Raw genomic sequence first — 23,667 nt, 5'->3', positions numbered from 1 at the left:
CAGGGATGTCATGCCGTTCTTTTTTCGCCTGTGGGCACTGTTTGCCGCGTTGACCGTGCTCAACGGCTGCAACCAACCCGACGCACCACCACTCGACCAACAACTTTACGTCTGGCAACGGCAATGGACCCCGGCCCATGAAGCCGCGCTGCGGGACAGCCGCGCCGATTTCTCGACCTTACGCGTGCTGGCGTTGCAGGCCTTTCCCCAGGACGGCTGGCGCCGGGCGCGGATTGATCCACTGCTGCTCAAACGCGATGGTCGGCCGCTGATTGCGGTGATTCGTCTGGATGGCCAGCTCAAGACGCTGGATCAGGACGAGGTCATTGCGCAGATCCAGCAACTGCTCGGTGATTGGCAAACCCAAGGCCTGACCCTGGCCGGGGTGGAGATCGATCACGATGCCGGCAACGCTCGACTACCGGCTTATCGGACCTTTCTCACGCAGTTGCGCAGCGTGTTGCCGGCGACGTTGCCGCTGAGCATCACTGCATTGCCTGCCTGGCTCGATAGCCCTGAATTGCCCGGGTTGTTGGCGACGGTCGATAGCAGCGTGTTGCAGGTGCACGCGGTGAGTGACCCGCGCCGAGGCTTGTTCGACGCGGACCAGGCCAAGCAGTGGGCCAAGGCCTGGAGCCGGATCACCACCAAACCCTTCTATCTGGCGCTGCCGGCCTATGGCGTGGCGTTGTTGCCAGAGACGGGCGGTGCGCCGGTGGTTGAAAGCGAAGTGACCATTGAGCGCGCAGGCAAGCGCCGAGAATTACTCGCCGATCCACAGCAATTGAGCACGCTCGGCAGCGAGTTGCGTCAGCATCCACCGGCCCATCTGGCCGGGCTGATCTGGTTCCGCCTGCCGCTGGCCGGCGACCGTCGGGCCTGGAGCCTGACGACGTTGGGCGCCGTGGCTCGCGGTGATGCGTTAAGCAGTCATCCGCGCTTGCTACTCTCCGAACAAAACGGCCTCTATGACATCGCCGTCACCAATCAGGGCAATCTCGACAGCGCCTGGCCCGAGCGCCTGACGCTGGCGGTGCAAGGGTGTGACGGCGCCGATGCGCTGGCTGGTTATGCGTTGCAACAAAGCCCGGATCTGCTTACCTTCACCCGCCTGCGCGACGGTCGAATGCCAGCCGGCGGACAGCGCGCCATCGGTTGGGCGCGTTGCACACATATTGATCAAGGAGGTTCGAATGTTCACCCGTAACTGGCCACGCCATCTGCTCTGCCTGAGCCTCAGTTTTCCACTGGGTTCGGCGTTGGCCTGTGGGCCGGACTTTCCGATGCGCCTGCTGGATGACCGGGAGCAGTCACTCGCGGAGCTGCCGGAAAGTAACTTCCGCTTCGAGGTCAATCGCCTAGGACACGCCATCGCCGGGTTGAAAAATGCAACGGTGGCGACCAATACCCCGGGCGACAGCTACGGCGATGAGCCGTCTTACACCGATCAACGTGACAAGGCTGAACAGACTGGTTTGACCGCTGAGCAGCAAGCGCTGGTCAAGCAACTGCGCACATTGACCGATGCTCATCAGGTGGAGATCGAGGGTGCGAGCCTGCCGGTTGATCTGCGGCTGTACCTGGCGGGCGCCGTAGCGTTCAACGCCGAGGATCATCAGCTCGCCGCTGAATACTTCCAGAAAGTCCTGGCGCTACCCGCCAGTCAACGACCGTTGCGCAGCACCTGGGCGGCGTATTCACTGGGCCGGGCGCTGTATGAAATGAGCGCCGAGGCGGGCGCCGGGCCGGATCTGTTGGCTCAGTCGCAGAAAGCTTTCGAGCAGACCCGCCAATTCAGCATCGACGGCTTCAGCGACCCGTTGGAGCTGGGCATCGCCAGCCTCGGTGAAGAGGCCCGGGTGGTGCGTACGGCGGGCGACTGGAACCGTGCGATCGAACTCTACGCCACGCAAACCATTCACGGTTCGCCGGTGGGTTACTCCTCGCTCAAGCAGTTGATGGCCGAACTCACGGCGCTGCCCGATGATCAATTGGCCGTGTTGCTCAAGGGCAAAACGGTGCAGCAATTGGTCACGGCTTCTCTGATCAGCCGCGTCGGCTGGTCATTTGGTGAACAACCGCCGGGCGAGAAAAAACTGATCGCGCTGCTGCAAAACAGCACCCGCGGCAGCTTGGATAACGCCGATCGGCTGGCTGCGGTGAATTATCAGCAGGGCGACTACGCCAGCGCCAAGGCCTTTGTCGAGCACGCGGGCGACGGCGGCCTGGCCTGGTGGATACGCGCCAAACTGGCGCTGCGCGAGGGCGACAAAACCGCTGCCGCCGCAGCCTATGCGAAAGCGGCCCAAGCGTTCCCGCAAAGTGAAGCCTGGGGTGAGGCACGCATCCCGGAATGGGACTACAACGATGTAGTCGTTAAGCCCAATTGCCGGGTCGAGGGTGAAAGCGCGATCCTCGCCCTGCAACGCGGTGAATATTTGCAGGCTTTCGATCAGCTCTATCGCAGCCAGGGCGTGTACTGGCTCGACGCGGCAACGGTCGCCGAGCGGGTGCTGACCGTTGATGAACTCAAGCATTACGTCGACACCCAAGTGCCGGCAGTACCGCCGCTGACTCAGCAGGATCGCGACAACTATGTGCCGTTGCCGGTGGCGGCGAAGCTGCGCGATTTGCTCGGGCGGCGGTTGTTGCGCGAAGAGCGTTACGACGAGGCGCCGGGCTATTTTGATAACGCCGATCTGCAAGCGAAGGCCAGGTTTTACGGGCAGATGCGTCAGGAAGCCGAATCCAAATGGTGGCCGACCCGCCGTGCGTTCGCTTACTACCAGGCCGCGAACACGGCTCGCCACGATGGGATGGAGCTGTTGGGCTACGAGATGTCCCCGGATTACGCGACCTTCGACGGCAATTACAGCCTGGAGATTCCCGAGCTCAAGGTCGGCCCGTTAATCGCCGAGGGCGAGGTGCAGCGCCAGCAGGCCACGCTGGCGAAACCGGATGAGCGCTTCCATTACCGCTATGTCGCGACGGCCCTGGCCAGCAAAGCCGCTGATCATCTGCCCCACAGCAGTCAGGCGTTTGCGGCGGTGCTGTGCAAGGCGTCCAACTGGGGCACCAGCCTGGAAGAGCAAAGCGCGCTTTATCAACGCTATGTCGAGCAGGGTCCGTATGTGATCTGGGCCGGTGATTTCGGGCATCAATGCCAGGAACCGGACTTCCAGAACACCGACAAACGCTACGTGACCCAGTTCATGGACAGTCTGCGTTCGACATTGCGACCGTACAAACGGGCGCTGCAAATTGCTGGCGTGTTGCTGGTGACGGCGGTGGCCCTGTTGCTGATCAATCGCCGGCGTCGTCGCCAAAACCAGTAAGGCTCATGCCTGTTGAACGAAGGTCAGCCGCAGGGCGAAACCGATCAACAGGCTGCCAAACAGCCATTGCTGTACGCGTTGGGCCGATGGACTGCGTTGCAGCCAACGGCCGAGCGCGGCGCCGACCAGTGCGTAGGCGCTGTCGAACAGCAAACCGACGCCGACCAGCGTCACGCCGAGGATGGCGAATTGTGCGAGCACCGGGCCGGCCTGAGGATTGATGAACTGCGGCAGCAACACCGAGCAGAACAGCAGTGCCTTGGGGTTGAGCAGGTTGGTCAGCAAACCGCGCTGGATTGATTCGCGCCAGCGCGGTTTTTCCAGCGTTGCGCCGGTGCCATTCAGGTTCGGCAGCATCGTGGTGCGCAGGCACTGAATGCCGATCCACAACAAGTACGCGGCCCCGGCCAGGCGCACCACATCGAAGGTCCAGGGCGCTGCCTTGAACAACGCTGCCAGCCCCAGCGCCGCCAACGCCACATGACAACCCCTTGCGATCCCGAGGCCAATCGCCGTGGCCAACGCCGCGCCTTTACCCTGGCGGGCGCCGGTTTGCAGCAGCAGGATCATGTCCGGGCCGGGCAACAGATACACCACCGCCAGCGCCATGAAAAACAGCCAGAGACCTGCCATGTTGCACCCCGTTCGTTGTCGATTTGGTAGGAGCAGTCTAGGGCGGGAGGGCAGGGCAGGTGCTTGCGTAGTTCACTTCTAAAACCTTCTCGATTGGCATAACCTGCCACGTTATGACGTGAACACCATCAGGATCTGCCAAGCCATGAAACTGGACGCCTACGACCGCAAGATTCTCGCCGCCCTGCAACGGGACGGTCGCCTGAGCAATGTGCAACTGGCTGACGAGATCGGACTGTCGGCGTCGCCGTGTTTGCGCCGGGTGCGGATGCTCGAAGAGGCGGGGGTGATTCGCGGCTATCAGGCCAATCTCGATCGAGACGAAGTGGGGCTGGGGCTGACGGTGTTTGTCGGGGTCAAGGTTGAACGCCATAACGATGAACAGGCCGAGGCGTTTCGCCTGGCGGTGACGGCGTTGCCCGAGGTGATTTCGGCGTTCCTGGTGTCCGGTGAATCGGATTTCCTGCTGCAAGTGGTGGTGCCTGATCTGCGCGCCTATGACCGGTTTCTCACCGGGCGATTGCTGAAATTGCCGGGGGTGAGTGATATCCGCAGCAACTTTGCGATTCACACGGTGAAGACGCCAGGGGCGTTGCCTCTGGAGCATTTGCCGCTTTAGACCGCGTCGCCTGCTTCGCGAGCAAGCCCGCTCCCACACTGGATCTGTGGCATGCACAAAACCCATGTGGGAGCGGGCTTGCTCGCGAAAGCGGCCGAACTGGCGACCTATATCTATGAGACTGCCAGCTACATCTGCGTCGCCATCCCCTCCACATTCATCGCCGCCTGGCGCAACGCCTCGGACCGCGTCGGGTGCGGGTGGCAGGTCAGCGCGATGTCCTCGGCCGAGGCGCTGAACTCCATGGCCACGCAATATTCGCCAATCATTTCACTGACACTCGGACCGACCAAATGCACGCCGAGGATTTCGTCGGTGCGTTCATCGGCCAGCACTTTGGCGAAGCCTTCGGTCTCGTGGTTGATCTTCGCCCGGCTGTTGGCGGTGAACGGGAATTTGCCGACTTTGTAGGCACGGCCCTCGGCCTTGAGCTGTTCTTCGGTCTTGCCGACGCTGGCCAGCTCCGGTCGGGTGTAGATCACGTTGGGAATCAGGTCGTAATTGACCTCGCCGGCCTTGCCGATGATCTGCTCGACGCAGGCCATGGCTTCGTCTTCAGCCTTGTGCGCGAGCATCGGCCCGGACGTGACATCGCCGATCACCCAGACGCCAGCGGCTTCGGTGCGGTGACCCTTATTGGCGAGCATGCCGCGTTTATCGGTGGCGAGGCCGACGTTCTCCAGCCCCAGGCCTTGGGTGTAAGGCCGGCGCCCGATGGCCACTAGCACGTAATCGGCTTCGAGCAATTCGGCGGTGCCACCGGCGGCGGGTTCCACGCTGAGCTGCACGCCGTTGGCCGAGGTGGTGGCGCTGGTGACTTTCGAACTCAACTTGAAGCTGATGCCTTGCTTGGTCAACGAGCGTTGCAAGGTTTTGCCGGCCTCGCCGTCAACGCCGGGGCAGATCCGGTCGAGAAATTCGACCACCGTCACCTGAGCGCCCAAGCGCCGCCAGACCGAGCCCAGCTCCAGGCCGATCACTCCGGCGCCGATCACCACCAGATGCTTCGGTACTTCGGCCAGGGACAACGCGCCGGTGGAGTCGAGGATGCGCTTGTTATCAATGTCTACGCCGGGCAGGGGAGTGGGCTCGGAGCCGGTGGCGATGATGATGTCCTTGGCGCTCAGCTCGGTCTTGCCGCCCGCGCTGTCGGTCACGGTGACCTTGCCCGGCCCGTCGATATGGCCCCAGCCCTTGATCCAGTCGACTTTGTTCTTGCGAAACAGAAACTCGATGCCTTTGGTCAGCCCGGTAACGCTTTCATCCTTCTGCTTCATCATTTGCGCGAGGTTAAGCGTTGGTTTGACCTCGATCCCCAGGTTGGCGAATTCAGCGCCCATGGCCGCGTCGTAGAGTTCGGAGGCATGCAGCAGCGCCTTGGACGGCATGCAGCCGACGTTAAGGCAGGTGCCGCCGAGGGTGGCGCGGCCTTCGACGCAGGCGGCTTTGAGGCCCAATTGGCCGGCGCGGATCGCTGCGTTGTAACCGCCCGGGCCTCCGCCCAGAATCACGACGTCATAAGTGCTCATGGATGTACTCCTGGATTGAAAAGGGCTGGATCGATAAACCTAGCTGCTGGTAAAAATTACGAACGTAATATGTGCGTTCCGAAGCATTTCGGTCAAGGCTTCAGCTAAGCGACAGGTTGCGCATCTTTAGATACAGCTATTTAGAACGGAAATTTCACCACTATCGTTATAAGGTAACGAGATGTGACGGGGTTCGACGTCAGCAACGATAAACACTGGGGTGGTATGCAAGTCGATCTTGATGTCGATGGAACGCAAGTAGCCGGGTTGCCGCGCTTTCAGCAGGCGCTTTTTCACGGGCGGCGATTGCGTCAGTACGCGATTGGCTTGAGTGCCTTGGCCGCGGTGGGGCTGGTGCTGGCGTTTTTTGTCGCGCTGTTTGCGCCGCAGTCGTTGTGGGGCGCGCTGCTGGTTAACCAAAGCGCCGGGTTACTGGTGCTGGTCGCCGGCCTGCAATCGGCCTGGTGGGTAACCGAATGGCGTGCGCGGGCGATGAGCCCGATTGTGTCGGTGCCGGTTATCGTCGAGGAAGAAGCTGTCGCTCCGGTGGGTTGGTACGAACGCTTGCTGGATCGCATCAGTCAGCGCTGGGTGCACCTGCTGGCGCAGATTGGTGCGTCGACGTTCTGGCTGATCGGCTGGGCAGTGTTGACGTTGTTCAGCATCGAGCAAGTCTGGAATCTGGCCCTGACGCCCGCCATGCTGGGCTTGTCCGCCAGTGTCGGCGCTGCGCTGTCATTGCTGCTGGCCTTCGGTTTGCTGGTGCTGGAGCGGCAACTGGCGCAGGAAAATATGGCTGAATGGCCCGAAGCCGGTTCGTTGGCACAGTTGACCCGTGTCGCGATTATTTGTCTGGTACTGAGCGCGCTGTGTCTGTTGTTTGGCAATGACACCTCGGTCTGGCCCGTGCGTCTGGCGGTGTTGATCGGATTGCTGCCGGGGTTGGTGGCCGTCGAGTTGTTGCTGCGTGCGCTGTTGTCGCTGTTCAGTCCGCAACGTGAAAACCTTGAGCCGGCGTTGCTGGCGCGCAGCTTCGTCGCCGATATGCTGCGCTGGCCGCCACAACCGTTGCTGGCGTTGCAGCACGAATTGCACAACCGCTTCGGCATCGACCTGCGGCAAATCTGGGCGTTCACCTACATGCGCCGGGCATTTTTTCCGGTGCTGGCGGTGGTGGCTATTGTCGGTTGGTCGCTGACCGGCGTTCACGAAATCCCGTTGCAAGGGCGTGGCATCTACGAACGATTTGGCAAACCGGTTGAGGTCTTCGGCCCTGGTTTGCACGCAGGTTTGCCGTGGCCGTTGGGTCGGGTGTTGAGCGTTGAAAACGGAGTGGTTCACGAGTTGGCCACCAGCGTCGGCGAAGCGTCGGCGCCCGTGGTCGCTGAACCTGCTGAAGGCCCGGCCCCGGCGATTGCCAATCGCTTGTGGGACGCCAGCCATGTGAACGATAAATCCCAAGTCATTGCCAGCAGCCGCGCCGACAAGCAGAGCTTCCAGATCGTCAACATGGACGTGCGTTTTGTCTATCGCATCGGCCTGAGCGATAAAGACGCGCTAGCCGCGACCTACAACAGTGCCGATGTCCCCACGCTGATTCGCAGCACAGCCAGCCGGATTCTGGTGCATGATTTTGCCTCGCGCACCCTCGACGGTTTACTCGGTGAAGACAGGGTAGGGCTGGGCGACGAGATCGGTCGGGCAGTGCAGGGCGACCTGCAAAAACTCGACAGCGGCGTGGAAATTCTCGCCACCGTGGTTGAGGCGATTCACCCTCCGGCCGGTGCCGCCAATGCATATCACGCTGTGCAAGCTGCGCAGATTGGCGCCCAGGCATTGATCTCCCGCGAGCGCGGCGCGGCAGCAGAGGCGACCAACCAGGCGCAGTTGCAGGCCAGCATCGCCCGCGATCAAGCCACCGCCAACGCGCGTGAAATCAACGCGACGGCGCAGGCTTCGGACTTGCGCTTCAGCGCTGAGCGCAAAGCCTACGCCAGTGCCGGCCAAGCCTTTGTGCTGGAGCAGTATTTCAGTCAACTGACCCAGGGCCTGGCCAACGCCAAGCTTTTGGTTCTCGATCATCGCCTGGGCGGCAGCAACAACGCGCCGACCATCGACCTCCGTACATTTACGCTGCCGGCTGACCCTGCGTCGCCGCGTAACACCGCTCAGCCAGGAGCCACCCATTGAGCCAGTCGCATACTCACGATCACGATGACCACACTGGCCACGATCACGGCCACGGCGGGCATCACCACGGTCATCACCATCACCACCACGGTGCTCCCGAAGAGGCCGGTCCATTCCCGTGGCGTCGCATGGGTTGGGCGGCGTTGCTGGTGGCGTTCGCCATCGCTGCCGCCAGCCTGGTGCAAGTGCGCTCGGGGGAGGCGACGGTGATTACCCGTTTCGGCAATCCGTCGCGGGTGTTGCTCGAACCGGGCCTGGGCTGGCGTTGGCCGGCGCCGTTCGAAGCGGCGATTCCGGTGGATCTGCGCTTGCGAACGACCTCCAGCGGTTTGCAGGATGTCGGCACGCGGGACGGTTTGCGCATCATCGTTCAGGCTTACGTGGCGTGGCAGGTGCAGGGTGATCCCGACAACGTGCAGCGCTTTATGCGCGCCGTGCAGAACCAGCCGGATGAAGCGGCGCGGCAGATTCGCACGTTCGTTGGCTCGGCACTCGAAACCACCGCCAGCAGTTTTGATCTGGCCAACCTGGTGAACACCGACGCTAACCAAGTGCACATCGCCGATTTCGAAGCGCAGTTGCGTCAGCAGATCGATCAGCAGTTGCTCACGACTTACGGTGTACGCGTGTTGCAAGTGGGCATTGAGCGTTTGACTCTGCCGTCGGTGACACTCACCGCCACCGTCGATCGCATGCGCGCTGAGCGTGAAACAATCGCTACCGAACGCACAGCCATCGGCAAACGCGAAGCCGCGCAAATCCGTTCTGCCGCCGAGCGTGACGCGCGCATCGTTCAGGCCGATGCCACGGTGAAAGCTGCCGACATTGAGGCCCAATCCCGAGTCGAGGCCGCGCAGATTTACGGCCGTGCCTACGCCGGATCGCCGCAGTTGTATAACTTGCTGCGCTCGCTCGACACCTTGGGCACGATTGTTTCACCGGGCACAAAACTGATCTTGCGCACTGACGCGGCGCCATTCCGCGTGTTGGTTGACGGTCCGCCGAGCCTCGAAAACAAGTCCGGGTCTCAGCCATGAAATTAGTTCCACGTGGAACAAATGAGTTAAGCAGTCCCTGGATTCAGGCTGGGCGCTTGGCTTTTCTGGCGCTTTACGCGGTCACGGTGCTGGCTGCTTTGGCTTGGGCGTTCTCCAACGTGCGGCAGATTGATCCGCAAAACCGTGCCGTGGTTTTGCACTTTGGCGCGCTGGATCGCATTCAGAATGCGGGCCTGTTGTTGGCTTGGCCGCGCCCGTTCGAGCAGGTAATTTTGTTGCCAGCGGCGGATCGGGTGATCGAACGCCGAGTGGAGAATTTGCTGCGCAGCGATGTGGCGTTGCAAGCGGATCGGGTGGCGACGTTTGCCACGCCGCTCAGTGATGCGCTTGCCGGCTCCGGTTATTTGCTGACCGGTGATGCCGGCGTGGTGCAACTGGATGTGCGGGTTTTTTACAAAGTCACCGAGCCGTATGCCTTCGTTCTTCAAGGTGAACATGTATTGCCGGCACTGGATCGGTTGGTCACCCGCAGCGCATTGGCGCTCACCGCCGCGCGAGATCTCGACACCATTCTGGTGGCCCGCCCCGAGCTGATCGGCGCCGACAACAAAGCCGCCGAACGTCGTGAACGCTTGCGCGGCGATCTGGTGCAAGGCATCAACCAACGCCTGGCCGAACTGACCACAACGGGGCAGGGGATCGGCATTGAAGTCGCCCGGGTCGATGTGCAATCGAGCCTGCCCGGCCCGGCGGTGAACGCGTTCAACGCGGTTCTGACTGCCAGTCAGCAAGCCGACAAAGCCGTGGCCAATGCCCGCACCGAAGCCGAGAAACTCACTCAGACCGCCAACGAACAAGCCGACCGAACCGTGCAGGTCGCCCATGCTCAAGCCAGCGAACGACTGGCCAAAGCTTCGGCAGATACGGCAACGGTTTTGAGCCTGGCCAAGGCGACCGACCCGCAAATGCTGCTGCGGATTTACCGTGAGCGGATGCCGAAGATTCTCGGGCAGGCTGGTTCGGTGACCACGGTCGATCCGAAAGACGATTCCCGCCTGATCATTCAGGGAGCTGCACAATGACCGCCCAAACCGCCGCCGCACCGAGCATGTTGTCCTCGGCCGAGCAACGTAGCGCTGCGCGCCAACTGACTTTGGCGATGCTCGCTCTTGGCTTGCTCGGTCTCGGATTGATCTGGCGTTGGATATCGCCGGAGCAGACCGGTGTCAGCCAGTTGCTGCTGGGCTTCGCTTCGTTGCTGGTCGCCGTGCCGGTGATGCGCTCGGCCTGGTACAGCTTGCGCTATCCGAGCTTGCACGGGATCACCGATCAACTGATCGCCCTGGCGATGCTCGGTGCTTGGGCGACGGGTGATCTGCTCACTGCAGCGTTGCTGCCGATCATCATGATCTTCGGCCACGTGCTGGAAGAGCGCAGCGTGATCGGCTCGCAAGAGGCGATTCATGCCCTCGGCAAACTGACCCGCAGCCACGCGCGCAAGGTTCAGGCTGACGGCACTGTGATTGAAGTCGATAACGGCACGCTCAAGTCTGGCGACATTGTGGAAGTGCGCGCCGGCGATCGAGTGCCGGCGGATGGTCGGGTGTTGTCCGGTCAGGCGAGCCTCGATACTGCGTCGATTACCGGCGAGTCGGTGCCGTTGGAGGCTGTGGTCGGCATGACGGTTTTTGGCGGTGCGATTAACCTTGATGGCCTGCTGCGCATTGAAGTGACCCGCACCGGCAACGAATCGACCCTCGGCAAAGTCATCGCGTTGATGCAAAGCGCCGAGCGTTCCAAGCCACCGATCACCCGTCTACTTGAGCGTTACGCCGGCAGCTACATGGTGCTGGTGTTGCTGCTCGCCGCCGTGACCTGGTTCATCACCAACGATGCTCAAGCTATGTTGGCGGTGTTGGTGGCCGCGTGTCCATGTGCATTGGTGCTGTCGGCGCCGGCCACGGCGATTGCCGGAGTCGCGGTGGCGGCACGTCACGGGATTCTGATTCGCAGCTCGGCGTTCCTCGAAGAACTGGCGGACCTGACGTCGCTGGTGGTGGATAAAACCGGGACGCTAACCTTCGGCACGTTGCGCCTGCAATCCATCGACAGTCCGTTGGAGGACCGTAGCCATGTGCTGAAACTTGCCGCCAGTCTTGGTTCTGCGAGCAGTCATCCGGTCAGTCGGGCGTTGGCGAGTCTGGTGACTCAGGAACATTTTCTGCTGCTGTCCGATATTCACGAACGCCAGGGGCTGGGCGTGGTGGCGATGACGGAGCAGGGCGAGGCAGCGCTCGGGCGGCCGGAGTTGTTCGCGCAGTTGGGTATCGCTACTTCGGCCGTTCCAGAACACGACGGACCGATTGCCGGGCTGGCGCTGAACGGTGAGTTTCTCGCCTGGCTGTTGTTGGCGGACACGGTCAAACCTGAAGCGCGGTTTGCCTTGAATGAATTGCGCGAGCTCGGCTTGGGTCGGCAGTTATTGCTTACGGGTGATCGGCAAAGTGTCGCACACACATTGGCTCGCGATGTCGGTATCAGCGACGTCGAAGCCCAGGCCTTGCCCGAAGACAAACTCAATCGCGTGCTGACGGAAATCGGCAGCGGCTTCCGGCCGATGGTGGTCGGCGACGGCATCAACGATTCCTTGGCCCTGAAGGCTGGCGTTGTCGGCGTGGCGATGGGCGCTGGCGGGGCGGATATCGCGCTCGCATCAGCGGACATCGTGCTGATCGGCAGCGATCTGCGTCGGCTCGGGACGTGTGTGCGGCTGAGCCGCCAGTGCCGCCAGACATTGCAGGTCAACGTGATCATCGGCCTGGGCTGGACGCTGGCGATTGTCGCCTTCGCGGCATTCGGTTGGCTCGGCGCGGCGGGGGCGATGATTGCTGCGTTGCTGCATAACCTGAGCACGTTGCTGGTGTTGGGGAACGCCGGTCGTCTATTGCGGTTTCAGGAGCCGTTGCTCAAGTTGAAGGACGAGGCCTGAAACGGCTCTAAACCGGGGAGATCACGGCGAAACCAACTTTTTAGAACTGTATGCAATTTTCGTAGTCATCTAGGGTGAAGGCCATCACTTTGCAGATTCACGACGGCTGGTTGAAGCGCCGCGAGTTATAGAAAAACGCTATTAAATCGATAGCCAGCTATTTTTCTAATGATGGTCTACCCTCACATCAGACGTCTGAAACAAGGGGGATAAACCATGCTCGCGCAACTTCCACCGGCCTTACAGAATCTGCAGTTACCGCTACGCCTGCGACTCTGGGACGGCCATGAATTCAATCTGGGGCCGACGCCCAGCGTCACTATTGTGGTCAAGGACCCACAAATGGTTACCCAGTTGACCCACCCAAGCCTGGACGCACTGGGGGCAGCGTTTGTTGAAGGCAAACTTGAGCTGGAAGGCTCAATCAGCGATGTGATCCGCGTCGTTGATGAGTGGAGCCTGGCACTACTGGGTGATAACACCAGTCAGCCGGTGCGCCTCGTCCACGACAAGGAAACCGACGCCAAAGCGATTTCCTACCACTACGACCTTTCCAACGCGTTTTATCAGCTGTGGCTCGACAGCGACATGGCGTATTCCTGCGCCTATTTCGAGACCGGCAGCGAAACGCTGGAGCAAGCCCAACAAGCCAAATTCCGTCATCTATGCCGCAAGTTGCGTCTGCAACCGGGCGACTATCTGTTGGATGTTGGTTGCGGCTGGGGTGGACTGGCGCGGTATGCCGCCCGGGAGTTCGGTGCGAAAGTGTTCGGCATTACCCTCAGCAAAGAGCAGCTGGCCCTGGCCCGTGAGCGGGTTAAAGAGGAAGGCCTGGAAGACCTGATTGAACTGCAACTGCTCGACTACCGCGATCTGCCTCAGGATGGGCGTTTCGACAAAGTGGTCAGCGTCGGCATGTTCGAACACGTCGGCCACGCGAACCTGGCCGAGTACTGCAAAATCCTGTTCGGCGCGGTGAAAGAGGGCGGCCTGGTGATGAACCACGGGATCACCGCCAAGTACACCGATGGCCGTCCCGTAGGACGCGGTGCCGGTGATTTCATCGAGAAATACGTGTTCCCCAACGGCGAGTTGCCACACCTGTCGATGATCTCTGCGCAGATCAGCGAAGCCGGGCTGGAGATCGTCGATGTCGAGAGCCTGCGCCTGCATTACGCGCGCACCCTCGACCACTGGAGCGAACGCCTCGAAGACAATCTGGAAGCCGCCGCCAAAGAAGTACCGCAGCAAGCTTTGCGGATCTGGCGGCTGTACCTGGCCGGTTGCGCCTACGCCTTCGCCAAGGGCTGGATCAACCTGCACCAGATCCTCGCGGTGAAAGCCCATCCGGATGGCAGCCATGAACTGCCCTGGACTCGGGACGACATCTACACGCCTTAAAGGATCGGTGAAATAAGCCGGGCGACCCGCATGCCAATCTGTTGCAGGCGGTGGGTCTCCCGGCTTTCTTCTTTGGCGATCTCGTGGGCCTGGGCGAAGTCGTCGTTGAGCATGTGTTCCACCTCGGCGGCGAACGCGCTGTCGACGGTCAGCAACATCACTTCAAAATTCAGCCGGAACGAACGGTTGTCCAGATTGGCGCTGCCGATGGCGCTGATTTCGCTGTCGATCAACACCACTTTCTGATGCAGGAAACCCGGCTCGTAACGGAAGACGCGCACGCCTGCGCGCACGGCTTCGAAGGCATACAGGCTGGACGCGGCGTAGACGATCCGGTGATCCGGTCGCGACGGCAGCAGGAGCCGCACATCCACACCGCGCAGTACCGCCAGGCGTAACGCGGCGAACACCGCTTCGTCTGGTATGAAGTAAGGGCTGGTGATCCACACCCGTTCCGTCGCCGCGTGAATGGCTTCGACGAAGAACAGTGAACAGGTCTCGTAGGAATCTGCCGGGCCGCTGGCGAGCAACTGGCAGAGCACGCCGTCGTCCGGGTACACGTCCGGCAGGATCAGCGGTGGAAGCGTACGGGCGGCCCAGAACCAGTCTTCGGCGAAAGATTCCTGCATGCAGGCCACCACCGGCCCGCGCACCTGAACATGGGTATCGCGCCACGGCGCAAGGGGCGGTTTCTCGCCCATGTATTCGTCGCCAACGTTGTGCCCGCCGACGAAGCCCAGCACGCCGTCGACCACCACGATCTTGCGGTGGTTACGGAAGTTGACCTGAAAGCGGTTGAGCCAGCCGCTGCGGGTGGCAAACGCCTTGACCTCAACGCCGGCGTCGCGCAACGGCTGCACGTAGCTATGGGGCAACGAGTGGCTGCCGATGCGGTCGTAAAGTAGATAGACCGCCACGCCTTCGGCGGCTTTCTTCAGCAGCAGCGCTTGCAGGCGTTGGCCGAGCCGGTCGTCGTGGATGATAAAGAACTGGACCAGCACTGCTTCCTTGGCGTGGCTGATGGCGTCGAAAATCGCTTCGAAGGTCTCCGTGCCGTTGATCAGCAGGTGCACTTCGTTGTTCGCCAGGCACGGCATGCGCCCCAGTTTTGGCATCGCCCTTAATGAGGCGTAGGCGCTGGATGCGCGGGCGGTCAGGGCTTCTTCGACCCAGGGCCGCCAGTTCAGCTCGGAGATCGCCTTGCGCATTTCTTCGTTGGCCTGGCGCCGCGCCTTGATGTAACCATCGAAGGTGCTGCGGCCGAAGACCAGGTAAGGAATAAGCGTCAGGTAGGGAATGAACAACAGCGACAGGGCCCAGGCAATCGAGCCTTGGGCGGTTCGAACGGTCAACACGGCGTGGATGGCGGCAATCAGGCCCAGCGTGTGCAATAGCGCGATCAGATAACCGAAAATGTGCGGTCCAAAATAATCCATGGGGCAACCTTGCTCCTGAAGATTCAATACGTAAAAGACCATGTTCCGTGCAGAATGTCGCTATTTAATTGGCCCATGAACCGAAGCACATGGCTGACGTCTAACGGCCACTAATGATCAGGAGTTACTCGATGAACGTTCGTCTGCTGGGTTTGGCCATGGCCCTTGGTTTGTCCCTTCCTGTGGCTGCTCAGGCGCAGATGCTGCAACCGGGTCTGTGGGAATTGACCACAAGCAACATGAAAGTCGATGACCAGAACCTGCCGGATCTGCAATTGATCCTCGGCCAGTTGCAAGGCCAGATGACCCCGGCACAGCGCGCGCAGCTGGAGAAGCAGGGCATCACCATGGGCGGCAAAGGGATTCGTGCGTGTCTGACTCAGGCTCAGGTTGCATCGGACAACATTCCGCTGACGGACCCGCAATCGGGCTGCAAGCAGGAAATTACCGACCGTACCGGCAACCAGTGGAAATTCCGCTTCAGCTGCCCGAAAGCGCAAGGTGCGGGTGTTGCTACGTTCCTGAGTGATCGTGAGTTCACCACCAAGGTTAACGGCACTTTCAACGCGACCGGCATTCAGCAGAAGGGTAGCCTGGATACCCGTGCGGTGTGGCTGGGTCAGGATTGCGGCACGGTCAAGCCGAGGGCTTAAAAGCTTCGCGGGCAAGCCTCGCTCCTACGGGCGGTGATACCTGTAGGAGCGAGGCTTGCTCGCGAAAGCGTCCATTCAAACGCCGAGATCCTTCGGGTGTAAAAACCCACACACCTCATCAATCCGCATCCGCCCGAAATCCTCCCCGCTGCAACTGCGCACGCTGACAAACCCGCCATGCTTTTCTTTCTCTCCGACCACCAACAGATACGGCACGCTGCGCTCGCTGTGCAGGCGAATCTTGTAGCCGATCTTCTCGTTGCGCAGATCGACATGGGCGCGCACGCCACTGCGTCGCAGCTCCTCGGTCACTGATTGGGTGTAGGCAATTTGGCGCTCATCGATGTTCACCACCATCACTTGCGGCGGTGAGCGCCAATGTTCGAGCTCGTGTTGGCTCGGCCAGCATGTCCCATAGATCCGTTGCAGCGAGGTGCCGCCGACATGATCCAGGGCGAAGGCTTGCAGCACTCTGGTGGCCGGCACATGCGGCCCCTTGGTCAAGTATTCGCCGTCGCCCATGCGGTACACCGAATGCTGTTCGGTTGAGGACAGTGGCCGCTGTCGGATCGAGTGATTGCCCGCCGCGAGCATGTGCATGCGCACTTCAATCGGGGTCAGGTCCGCCAGGGTTAACGCCCGTTGCAATGCGAACTCATAGAAGAAGCCATCACCCAGTGCCGAGCCCTTCAACAGCAGGACACTCGGGTGCAGCTGCTTCACCGCCATGGCCAGCATCAGCGCACAGGAGCGGCGCAGGATCTCCAGGCCATCGGGTTCCTGAGGCGTGACGATACTGACCCGGGCATCGCCGTGGATCATGAATCCACAGTCCACCAATACTCCGTCCACCCGACCGGCCACCGCCGCTTTGGCCAACGCGAGCCCGATACTGGCCGCCAGCTCATACACGGAAAGTGGCTGGTCGTATTCGCGCAGTGAGCCGTCGGGCAGGGTGATATGGATCATGGTCACTGGTCTCGGGAATGGAAGCGTTAGCGCATGAAGCGCAGGGGTAATCCCTGGCAGCTGTCATGTAGACGATTGGCGTGCCAGGCAATTTGCCCCGACACCAGTGTGGTGCTGACGCTGTGGCGAAAACAATGGTGGACGAAGGGCGTCCAGCCGCACTGCGAGAGAATCGGTTGCTGGGAAACGGCGACGCCTTCGGGCTCGGGTTGGATCAGTACCAGATCGGCCCAATAGCCTTCGCGCAGATAACCACGATCAGGAATCGCGAACAAATCGGCGACCCGGTGACTGGTCTTGGCGACGAGGGTGGTGATCGGCAGCACTTCATCCGCGACCAATTCCAACAGCGCGGGGAGGGCGTGTTGCACCAGCGGCAGACCGGACGGCGCCTGACTGTAGGGCCGCTGTTTTTCCGCCCAGGTGTGGGGCGCATGATCGCTGCCGATCACATCCAGCCGATTGCTCAGCAAGGCTTGGCGCAAGGCATCACGGTCGCTCTGGAACTTGATCGCCGGGTTGCATTTGATCAGGTTGCCCAAGCGTGGATAGTCGCGATCATCGAACAGCAAATGATGCAGGCAGACTTCGGCGGTGATGTGTTTCTGGGCCAGTGGTTTGTCTTCGAACAGCGCAAGTTCCGCCGCCGTCGTTAGGTGCAAAACATGCAGTCGAGTGCCATGACGTTTGGCCAGGTCCACGGCCATCGATGACGAGCGAAAGCAGACCTCGGCATTGCGGATCAGCGGATGGGCCGCCGCAGGAATCTGTTCGCCGTACAGCGCTCGCAAGGTTGCGGCATTCGCGTCGATGCTGGGCGTGTGTTCGCAGTGGGCCAACAGGATCGTCGGTACCTCGGCGAACAACCGCTCGAGAATCCGCGGATCGTCCACCAGCATATTGCCGGTGGAGGCGCCCATGAACACTTTCACCCCGGCGACTTCGCAAGGATTGAGCGCGGCAACGGTGTCGAGGTTGTCGTTGCTGACGCCGAAGTGAAAGCCGTAGTTGGCCACCGAGTTGATCGCCGCCCGGCGCTTTTTGTCGGCCAAGGCGTCGAGGGTGAGGGTAGCCGGATTGGTGTTGGGCATGTCCATGAAACTGGTAATGCCGCCGGCCACCGCCGCCCGGGATTCGGTATAGAAGCTGCCCTTATCCGGCGCCCCGGGATCACGGAAATGCACCTGGTCATCGATCATGCCCGGCAACAGCCATTGACCCCGGGCATCGATTTCCACGTCCGCGGTTTCGCCTTCGATGCTGCTGGCGATCTTGACGATGCGGCCATTGCTGACCAACAGATCGCCGTCAGACACACGGCCTTCGTTCACCAACCGGGCGTTGCGAATCAGCACGCTGCTCATGGTCAGAACTCGTTCTGCAGGGCTTTGTAGCCGCGCACCAGATCGACGTTGGTGCGCGCCACGTCCTCGGAAAACTCCGAGGCGCTGATGCTTACCGGCGGGAACTGCGACAGGTCGGTGCCTGGGCCAATACGTGTAGTGGACGGCACGTAGAAGGCATCGGGCAAGTCCCGGCCGTCGACTACCGAGTTGTGTCGAACCACGCAGCCGTTCCCGACCGAGCAGTTGAACAGCACGCTGTTGAAGCCGATGAATACCCGGTCGCCGACGGTGCACGGGCCATGCACGATTGAGCGGTGGGCGATGGAGCTGAACTCGCCGATGGTCACCGCCGCGCCGGACTTGGAGTGGATCACCACACCGTCCTGAATGTTTGAGTTGGCGCCGATGGTGATCGGCTCCATCTCACCCGAGGCGTCGACTTCGTCAGCACGAATCACCGCGTAGGGACCGACGAAGACGTTCTCGCCGATCACTACTTTGCCGCAGATGATCGCGGTTTTATCCACGTACGCGGACTCCGCAATCACCGGCAGATCACCTGAAGGATTCTTTCGGATCATGGTTTGCTCAACGCGTCGTAAAGGGTGTTGAGGTTGTATTCGAACAGGCCGGCGAAGGTGCTGGCCGGGCCGGTTGCCGCGAGCGCATCGGAGTAAAGCGTGCCGCCAATGTGCGCGCCGCTTTCATCGGCAATCTGCTTGAGCAGGCGGGCGTCCTTGATGTTTTCCATGAACACAGCTTTGACCTTGGCCTGGCGAATCTGGGTGATCAACTGCGCCACTTCCGCGGCCGACGGTTCACGCTCGGTGGACAGACCTTGAGGGGCCATGAAGTCGATGCCGTAGGCCTGGCCCAGATAGCCGAACGCGTCATGCGACGTCACGATTTTGCGGTTACCCGGTGGCAGCGAACCGAGCTTGGCCTTGGCTTCGGCGAGCAGGGCGTAGATCTGTTTCAGGTAAGCCTGACTGTTACGTTCGTAGTCAGCCTTGTTCGCTGGGTCGGCAGCGATCAGCGCTTTGGTGATGTTGGCGATGTACAGCTCGGTGTTCGCCAGGTTGTGCCAGGCGTGCGGGTCGGGAACGGTTTCGCCGTCTTCATCCAGCGAGCGCGGAATCACGCCGTGACTGGCGCTGATCACCGGCGCTTTGGTTTCGGTGCTGGTTACCAGACGATCCAACCATGGCTCAAACCCGAGGCCGTTCTTGATGATGAGCTTGGCCTTGAGCAAGGCTTTGGCATCGTCCGGGGTCGGCTCGTAGGTGTGCGCGTCGGCGTCCGGGCCGACCATGTTGGTGATCTGGATATGCTCGCCGCCGACCTGATGGGTCATGTCGGCAAGGATGCTGAAACTGGTGACCACCTGGAGTTTTTCTGCGGCAGACAGCGACATCGACAGCATCAAACTGAACAGCACGAGTAAAGCGCGCATCGGGAAACACCTCATTGGGATGTGAGCAAAGGCGGGCGGCGCAGCAAGCCGTGCACCGGACCGAACACCACGGACAGCAGATACAAACCGCCAGCCACCAGCACGATGGCCGGGCCGCTGGGCAGCGAGTAATAGAACGACAGCAACAAACCGAACCACACCGAGAGGCAACCGAGCACGGCGGCGATGGCCATCAACACCGGCAAGCGACGGCTCCAGAAGCGCGAAGCGGCCGCCGGCAACATCATCAAACCGACCACCATCAGCGCGCCGATGGCCTGGAAACCGATCACCAGATTCAGCACCACGAGGGTCAGAAACACCCCGTGAGCGAGCGGCCCGAGACGGCTGACGGTTTGCAGGAAGAGCGGGTCGAGGGTGTCGAGCAACAGCGGTTTATAGATCAGGGCCATGGCGATCAGGCTAAAGCCGGAAACCCAGAGCATGCCGGTGAGGGTGGGGCCATCGACTGCCAATGCCGAGCCGAATAGCAGGTGTAATAAGTCCAGGCGTTTGCCGGCGATGCCGAGGATCAGCACGCCGCTGGCCAGGGAGATCGGGTAGATTGCGGCCAGGCTGGCGTCTTCGCGCAGGCCAGTGCGACGGGTGATCCAGGCGGCAAGTCCGGCCATGCTCAGGCCGGCGCCGAGGCCGCCGATGGTCAGTGCGGGGAGGCTGAGTCCGGCGAACCAGAAGCCCAACGCTGCGCCGGGCAAGATGCCGTGAGCAACGGCGTCGCCGATCAGGCTCATGCGGCGCAGGATCAAAAACACGCCAAGTGGTGCGGTGCTGCACGCGAGCACCAGACCGCCGAGCAATGCCCGGCGCATGAAGACGAACTCGTGGAACGGTTGCCAAAGGTGGGCGGCGGCGATCATCAGGCCACCTGCGTTTGCGGTTGTTGGCGGATCAGTTCGATGCTGGGTCCGAGGGTGCATCCGCTGCTTTTGATCAGCAGGGTTTGTGGAATGTGTTGGCGCACGGCGGCGAGGTCATGGCACACGACGACCAGCGTTCGACCTTCGGCGTGCCACGCGTGGATGTGTTTCCACAGCAGCTCCTGGCCAAGTTCATCGAGGGCGGCGTGGGGTTCGTCGAGCAACAGCAAAGGCGCTTCGGCCAAGCTCAAACGGGCGAGCAGGGCGCGTTGTAATTCGCCGCCAGAAAGCGCCATCAGTGGTCGGTGTTCCAGGCCTGACAGACACCAATCATCCAGAACGGCTTTGAGTTTTTGGCTGCAGGCTTCAGGCGTTTGCTTGCTGCCCCAGAATCCGGCCGCTACCAACTCTTGCAGGCTGATGGGGAATTGTCGGTCCAGGTGTTGTTGCTGGGGCAGGAATGAGAGGCCGCCCTTGCGTGGAACATCCAGTACGATTTTGCCGGTCAGTGGTTTTTGCAGGCCGGCGATGACTTTCAACAGGCTGCTTTTGCCCGAGCCATTGGCGCCAATGACCGCAGTCAGACTGCCCTTGGGCAATTCGAAATCCACCGCGGGCGTAAGAGGTTGGCCGGGTGCGCCCCAGCGTAGGGATTGGCAGCGGATCATTGTGCCTCCCAGTTGTGGCGACTTTCGGCGACTGCGTCGTGGGCGTGAAGGCTCTCGGCGTGCACGACTCGTATGTGGAAAGCGTTGATGCCGGGGGAGCGTTTCAGGGCCAGATTCAGGCGTCGTGCGGCGTCTTCGCAGAACATCAGGTTCTGACCATTGGCCAAAGCGAAGGCTTGTTCATCGGCGCGTTTCACCGCTGTTTGCACGGCTGTGCCGAGGGCGGCTTCGGCGTCGTTGATGACGGCGATCAGAGGCAGGTCGTCGAGATAATCGTCCAGGTGCAACTGTAAGTGCGCAGTGCTGCGTTGACTGTGTGGTGTGGCGACGATGCCTTTTGTCGAGCCGAGCCAAGCCAAAACATCGGCATGTTGCAGTGGCTTGTTGGCGAAATCGTCGACGAATTGCTGTTGGATAAGTTGTCGCGACAACGCTGCGGAACACGGGCACGTCGAGGAATAAGCAACGTCGATTTTTAGTTCCACGTGGAACATATCGTTTTTCAATCGTGCTTCGATGCTCGCTGGATAGGTTTTCCAGCCAGCCAATGGGCTTACAAGCGCTGGTCGTTTGAGCAGTAAATCGACGTGAATTTTCAGGTAAGCGCTGGTGGACAATCCTTCGTGGCTGTCGAGAAAACGCTGCAAAACACGGCGTAGTAATCCTGGTGTGAGGTTCTCCTGTTCAAGCACTTCCAGCGCCAGATACAGCCGCGACATATGAATGCCGCGCGCTTCGCCATCGTCCAGGCTGACGCCGGCATCAGCCTTGGCGCTCAGTCGTTGGCCATCGAATAAAACAGGAAGAGCAATGCCGCACATGCCCACCCACTCGAGTGGCAAGGCTTGGCGTGAGGCCTGCGCGGCGATATCCGGCAGAGTCAGCGCATTCATGAGCAGGTCCATCGTGGGAGTTGATTTGGCATGTTATATTATTACACTAACATCGACGATGCCTTTTTCGCCAGCGGGCTTTCACCATGCACAGACGTCACTTGCTCAACCTGATTCTGGCCAGCGCGGCCTTCGCTTTACCCTTTGGTGTTTCGGCCACGCAGATTCGCAACGCGCGGCTCTGCCGTTCGGATGACAAGTTGCGACTGGTGTTCGATCTGAGCGGGCCGGTGCAATTCAAGACGTTCACCCTGAGTTCGCCCGAACGGCTGATCATCGATCTGAGCGGCGCTAGCCTCAGTGGTGATTTCAGTCAGTTGGCGCTGAACAACACGGTGATCCGCTCAATCCGTTCCGGCCACTACGGTCAGGGCGACACCCGAATCGTCCTCGACCTTAGTGCGCCAGTGCAGCTCAACAGTTTTCAACTGCCGCCCCAGGACGGGCAGGGCCATCGACTGGTGCTCGATATGAAGACCGCTGTGCCGATGCAGATTGCAGCGGCGCCAACCCCTGAGCCGATCATCGACAAGGCTCACCCCAAACGCGACATCATCGTGGTCGTCGACCCCGGTCACGGCGGCAAAGATCCCGGCGCGGTCGGCGCCAAAGGTGAGCGGGAAAAAGACGTGGTGCTGTCGATCGCACAGTTGCTGGCCAAACGATTGAAACGCGAGAAGGGCTACGACGTGAAACTGGTGCGCAACGACGACTTCTTCGTCCCGCTGCGCAAACGCGTGGAGATCGCCCGCAAGCACAATGCCGACATGTTCATCTCAGTTCATGCGGATGCCGCACCACGGCTTACCGCGTCCGGCGCATCGGTGTATTGCCTGTCCGAAGGCGGCGCGACCTCGGCCACGGCCCGTTTCATGGCGCAGCGGGAGAACGGCGCCGATCTGCTGGGCGCCACTAGCCTGCTCAATCTCAAGGACAAGGACCCGATGCTCGCCGGGGTGATTCTCGACATGTCGATGAACGCGACCATCGCCGCCAGCCTGCAACTGGGCAGCACCGTACTCGGTAGTTTGGCGGGCATCACCACGTTGCATCAGAAGCGCGTGGAACAAGCCGGATTCGCGGTGCTGAAGTCGCCGGACGTGCCATCGATCCTGGTGGAAACCGGCTTCATCTCTAACGCCCGCGACAGTCAGCGGCTGGTGACGGCGCGGCATCAACAGGCTGTGGCTGACGGATTGTTCGAAGGTCTGCAGCGCTATTTCCAGAAGAATCCGCCGCTCAACAGCTACGTCGCCTGGCAGCAGGAACAGAAAAAAGCCCAGGTCTAGCAGCCGGCAATCCGGCTGCAGGTGAATTTGCCGCTGCTACCGCCGGAGCTGGAAAACCGATTGATGGTGGTCCAGCCAACTCGGCGGGTGTAGCCAATCCAGGCTTCGCCGTCGGAGGCGAGCCCGGTGAAAAACGTCAGCTGCCCGTAGCGGCTGCTGGTCTGCGCCCAATAGCGTTTGCCCACCACTTCAAAGCCTCGCAGATAGATCGTGCTACCGACGGTGTTGACGCTGTAGGCGTTCCCGTCGGGGTCGACACACGCGAGCAGATTGGCGCTGCGGGTGCATTTCGCCAGTGTCGGGATTTGGCCCCAGGCATCGACGGCGACCAGTAGCGAAAGACTCAGCAACGAATACTTCAGGACGTTTTCCATGGCGTTTCTCAAGG

21 protein-coding genes are annotated in these 23,667 nt (G+C 61.0%); 10 read left to right on the top strand and 11 right to left on the bottom strand.

From position 1 onward, the window contains the following. Nucleotides 1–10: 10 nt before the first annotated feature. A complete protein-coding gene (locus LOY68_RS31815; RefSeq protein WP_265041992.1) occupies nt 11–1,207 on the top strand; it encodes a DUF3142 domain-containing protein in 1,197 nt (398 codons plus the stop codon). After that, nucleotides 1,194–3,335, top strand: coding sequence for a hypothetical protein (locus tag LOY68_RS31810; RefSeq protein ID WP_265041990.1), 2,142 nt, complete (start codon nt 1,194–1,196; stop codon nt 3,333–3,335). The genes LOY68_RS31815 and LOY68_RS31810 overlap by 14 nt, the downstream gene beginning before the upstream one ends. A 3-nt stretch (nt 3,336–3,338) precedes the next feature. Here the strand turns inward: LOY68_RS31810 and LOY68_RS31805 are convergent, their stop codons facing one another. After that, on the bottom strand, nt 3,339–3,968 hold the full coding sequence (locus tag LOY68_RS31805) for a LysE family translocator (protein ID WP_054617107.1): 630 nt from the start codon (nt 3,966–3,968) through the stop codon (nt 3,339–3,341). A 145-nt stretch (nt 3,969–4,113) separates the two neighbouring features. Between LOY68_RS31805 and LOY68_RS31800 the strand changes: the two genes are divergently transcribed. Further along, nucleotides 4,114–4,587, top strand: coding sequence for an Lrp/AsnC family transcriptional regulator (locus LOY68_RS31800; protein ID WP_038980472.1), 474 nt, complete (start codon nt 4,114–4,116; stop codon nt 4,585–4,587). A gap of 128 nt (nt 4,588–4,715) precedes the next feature. Here LOY68_RS31800 and lpdA read toward each other — a convergent pair whose 3' ends face one another. After that, complete coding sequence (lpdA, locus tag LOY68_RS31795; protein ID WP_265041987.1) at nt 4,716–6,116, bottom strand: dihydrolipoyl dehydrogenase; 1,401 nt, start codon at nt 6,114–6,116, stop codon at nt 4,716–4,718. Between the two features lie 225 nt (nt 6,117–6,341). On the opposite strand from lpdA, the gene hflK (LOY68_RS31790) reads away from it, so the two are divergent. From hflK (LOY68_RS31790) to cfaB, 5 genes are all read left to right on the top strand, one after another. Then, complete coding sequence (gene hflK / locus LOY68_RS31790; RefSeq protein ID WP_265045849.1) at nt 6,342–8,306, top strand: protease modulator HflK; 1,965 nt, start codon at nt 6,342–6,344, stop codon at nt 8,304–8,306. Further along, nucleotides 8,303–9,343, top strand: coding sequence for a protease modulator HflC (gene hflC, locus LOY68_RS31785; protein WP_054048226.1), 1,041 nt, complete (start codon nt 8,303–8,305; stop codon nt 9,341–9,343). The genes hflK (LOY68_RS31790) and hflC overlap by 4 nt, the downstream gene beginning before the upstream one ends. Next, nucleotides 9,340–10,386: a protease modulator HflK gene (hflK, locus tag LOY68_RS31780; RefSeq protein ID WP_265041984.1), complete on the top strand. Its 1,047-nt coding sequence runs from the start codon at nt 9,340–9,342 to the stop codon at nt 10,384–10,386. Before hflC ends, hflK (LOY68_RS31780) begins: the two co-directional genes overlap by 4 nt. After that, entirely contained in the window at nt 10,383–12,293 is a 1,911-nt protein-coding gene (locus tag LOY68_RS31775) for a heavy metal translocating P-type ATPase (RefSeq protein ID WP_265041983.1), read from the top strand. The genes hflK (LOY68_RS31780) and LOY68_RS31775 overlap by 4 nt, the downstream gene beginning before the upstream one ends. A 216-nt stretch (nt 12,294–12,509) precedes the next feature. Then, entirely contained in the window at nt 12,510–13,694 is a 1,185-nt protein-coding gene (gene cfaB, locus LOY68_RS31770; RefSeq protein WP_163910569.1) for a C17 cyclopropane fatty acid synthase CfaB, read from the top strand. Here the strand turns inward: cfaB and cls are convergent. Next, a complete protein-coding gene (gene cls / locus LOY68_RS31765; RefSeq protein ID WP_265041981.1) occupies nt 13,691–15,130 on the bottom strand; it encodes a cardiolipin synthase in 1,440 nt (479 codons plus the stop codon). The genes cfaB and cls overlap by 4 nt on opposite strands. Before the next feature lie 131 nt (nt 15,131–15,261). Between cls and LOY68_RS31760 the strand changes: the two genes are divergently transcribed. Beyond that, a complete protein-coding gene (locus LOY68_RS31760) occupies nt 15,262–15,783 on the top strand; it encodes a DUF3617 domain-containing protein (protein ID WP_054617102.1) in 522 nt (173 codons plus the stop codon). A gap of 75 nt (nt 15,784–15,858) precedes the next feature. Here LOY68_RS31760 and LOY68_RS31755 read toward each other — a convergent pair whose 3' ends face one another. From LOY68_RS31755 to folE2, 7 genes are read right to left on the bottom strand one after another with little or no spacing between them, the layout of a single operon-like run. Then, the gene (locus tag LOY68_RS31755) at nt 15,859–16,752 is read right to left on the bottom strand and encodes a His/Gly/Thr/Pro-type tRNA ligase C-terminal domain-containing protein (RefSeq protein ID WP_163910571.1); all 894 of its coding nucleotides are present in this window, start codon (nt 16,750–16,752) and stop codon (nt 15,859–15,861) included. Nucleotides 16,753–16,778: 26 nt separating this feature from the next. Further along, the gene (locus tag LOY68_RS31750) at nt 16,779–18,116 is read right to left on the bottom strand and encodes a dihydroorotase (RefSeq protein WP_265041978.1); all 1,338 of its coding nucleotides are present in this window, start codon (nt 18,114–18,116) and stop codon (nt 16,779–16,781) included. A 2-nt stretch (nt 18,117–18,118) separates the two neighbouring features. Continuing rightward, nucleotides 18,119–18,679: a DapH/DapD/GlmU-related protein gene (locus LOY68_RS31745; RefSeq protein ID WP_054048242.1), complete on the bottom strand. Its 561-nt coding sequence runs from the start codon at nt 18,677–18,679 to the stop codon at nt 18,119–18,121. Next, a complete protein-coding gene (locus LOY68_RS31740; RefSeq protein ID WP_163910574.1) occupies nt 18,676–19,551 on the bottom strand; it encodes a metal ABC transporter substrate-binding protein in 876 nt (291 codons plus the stop codon). The genes LOY68_RS31745 and LOY68_RS31740 overlap by 4 nt, the downstream gene beginning before the upstream one ends. Before the next feature lie 11 nt (nt 19,552–19,562). Further along, nucleotides 19,563–20,429, bottom strand: a complete 867-nt coding sequence (locus LOY68_RS31735; protein WP_265041973.1) for a metal ABC transporter permease — start codon at nt 20,427–20,429, stop codon at nt 19,563–19,565. Next, nucleotides 20,429–21,097: a metal ABC transporter ATP-binding protein gene (locus LOY68_RS31730; protein ID WP_265041971.1), complete on the bottom strand. Its 669-nt coding sequence runs from the start codon at nt 21,095–21,097 to the stop codon at nt 20,429–20,431. Before LOY68_RS31730 ends, LOY68_RS31735 begins: the two co-directional genes overlap by 1 nt. Next, nucleotides 21,094–21,990 (bottom strand): GTP cyclohydrolase FolE2, encoded by an 897-nt coding sequence (gene folE2, locus LOY68_RS31725; RefSeq protein WP_265041970.1) that lies wholly within the window; start codon nt 21,988–21,990, stop codon nt 21,094–21,096. The genes LOY68_RS31730 and folE2 overlap by 4 nt, the downstream gene beginning before the upstream one ends. An 86-nt stretch (nt 21,991–22,076) precedes the next feature. Between folE2 and LOY68_RS31720 the strand changes: the two genes are divergently transcribed. Then, complete coding sequence (locus LOY68_RS31720) at nt 22,077–23,279, top strand: N-acetylmuramoyl-L-alanine amidase (protein WP_265041968.1); 1,203 nt, start codon at nt 22,077–22,079, stop codon at nt 23,277–23,279. Here the strand turns inward: LOY68_RS31720 and LOY68_RS31715 are convergent. Continuing rightward, nucleotides 23,276–23,653 (bottom strand): glutamine synthetase, encoded by a 378-nt coding sequence (locus LOY68_RS31715; protein WP_265041966.1) that lies wholly within the window; start codon nt 23,651–23,653, stop codon nt 23,276–23,278. The two genes, LOY68_RS31720 and LOY68_RS31715, sit on opposite strands and share 4 nt — an antisense overlap. Nucleotides 23,654–23,667: the final 14 nt, after the last annotated feature.

The organism is Pseudomonas sp. B21-053, assembly GCF_026016365.1.
In the GTDB taxonomy this organism is placed as follows: Bacteria; Pseudomonadota; Gammaproteobacteria; order Pseudomonadales; family Pseudomonadaceae; genus Aquipseudomonas; species Aquipseudomonas nunensis.
This window is presented reverse-complemented; position numbering and strand designations above follow the sequence as displayed.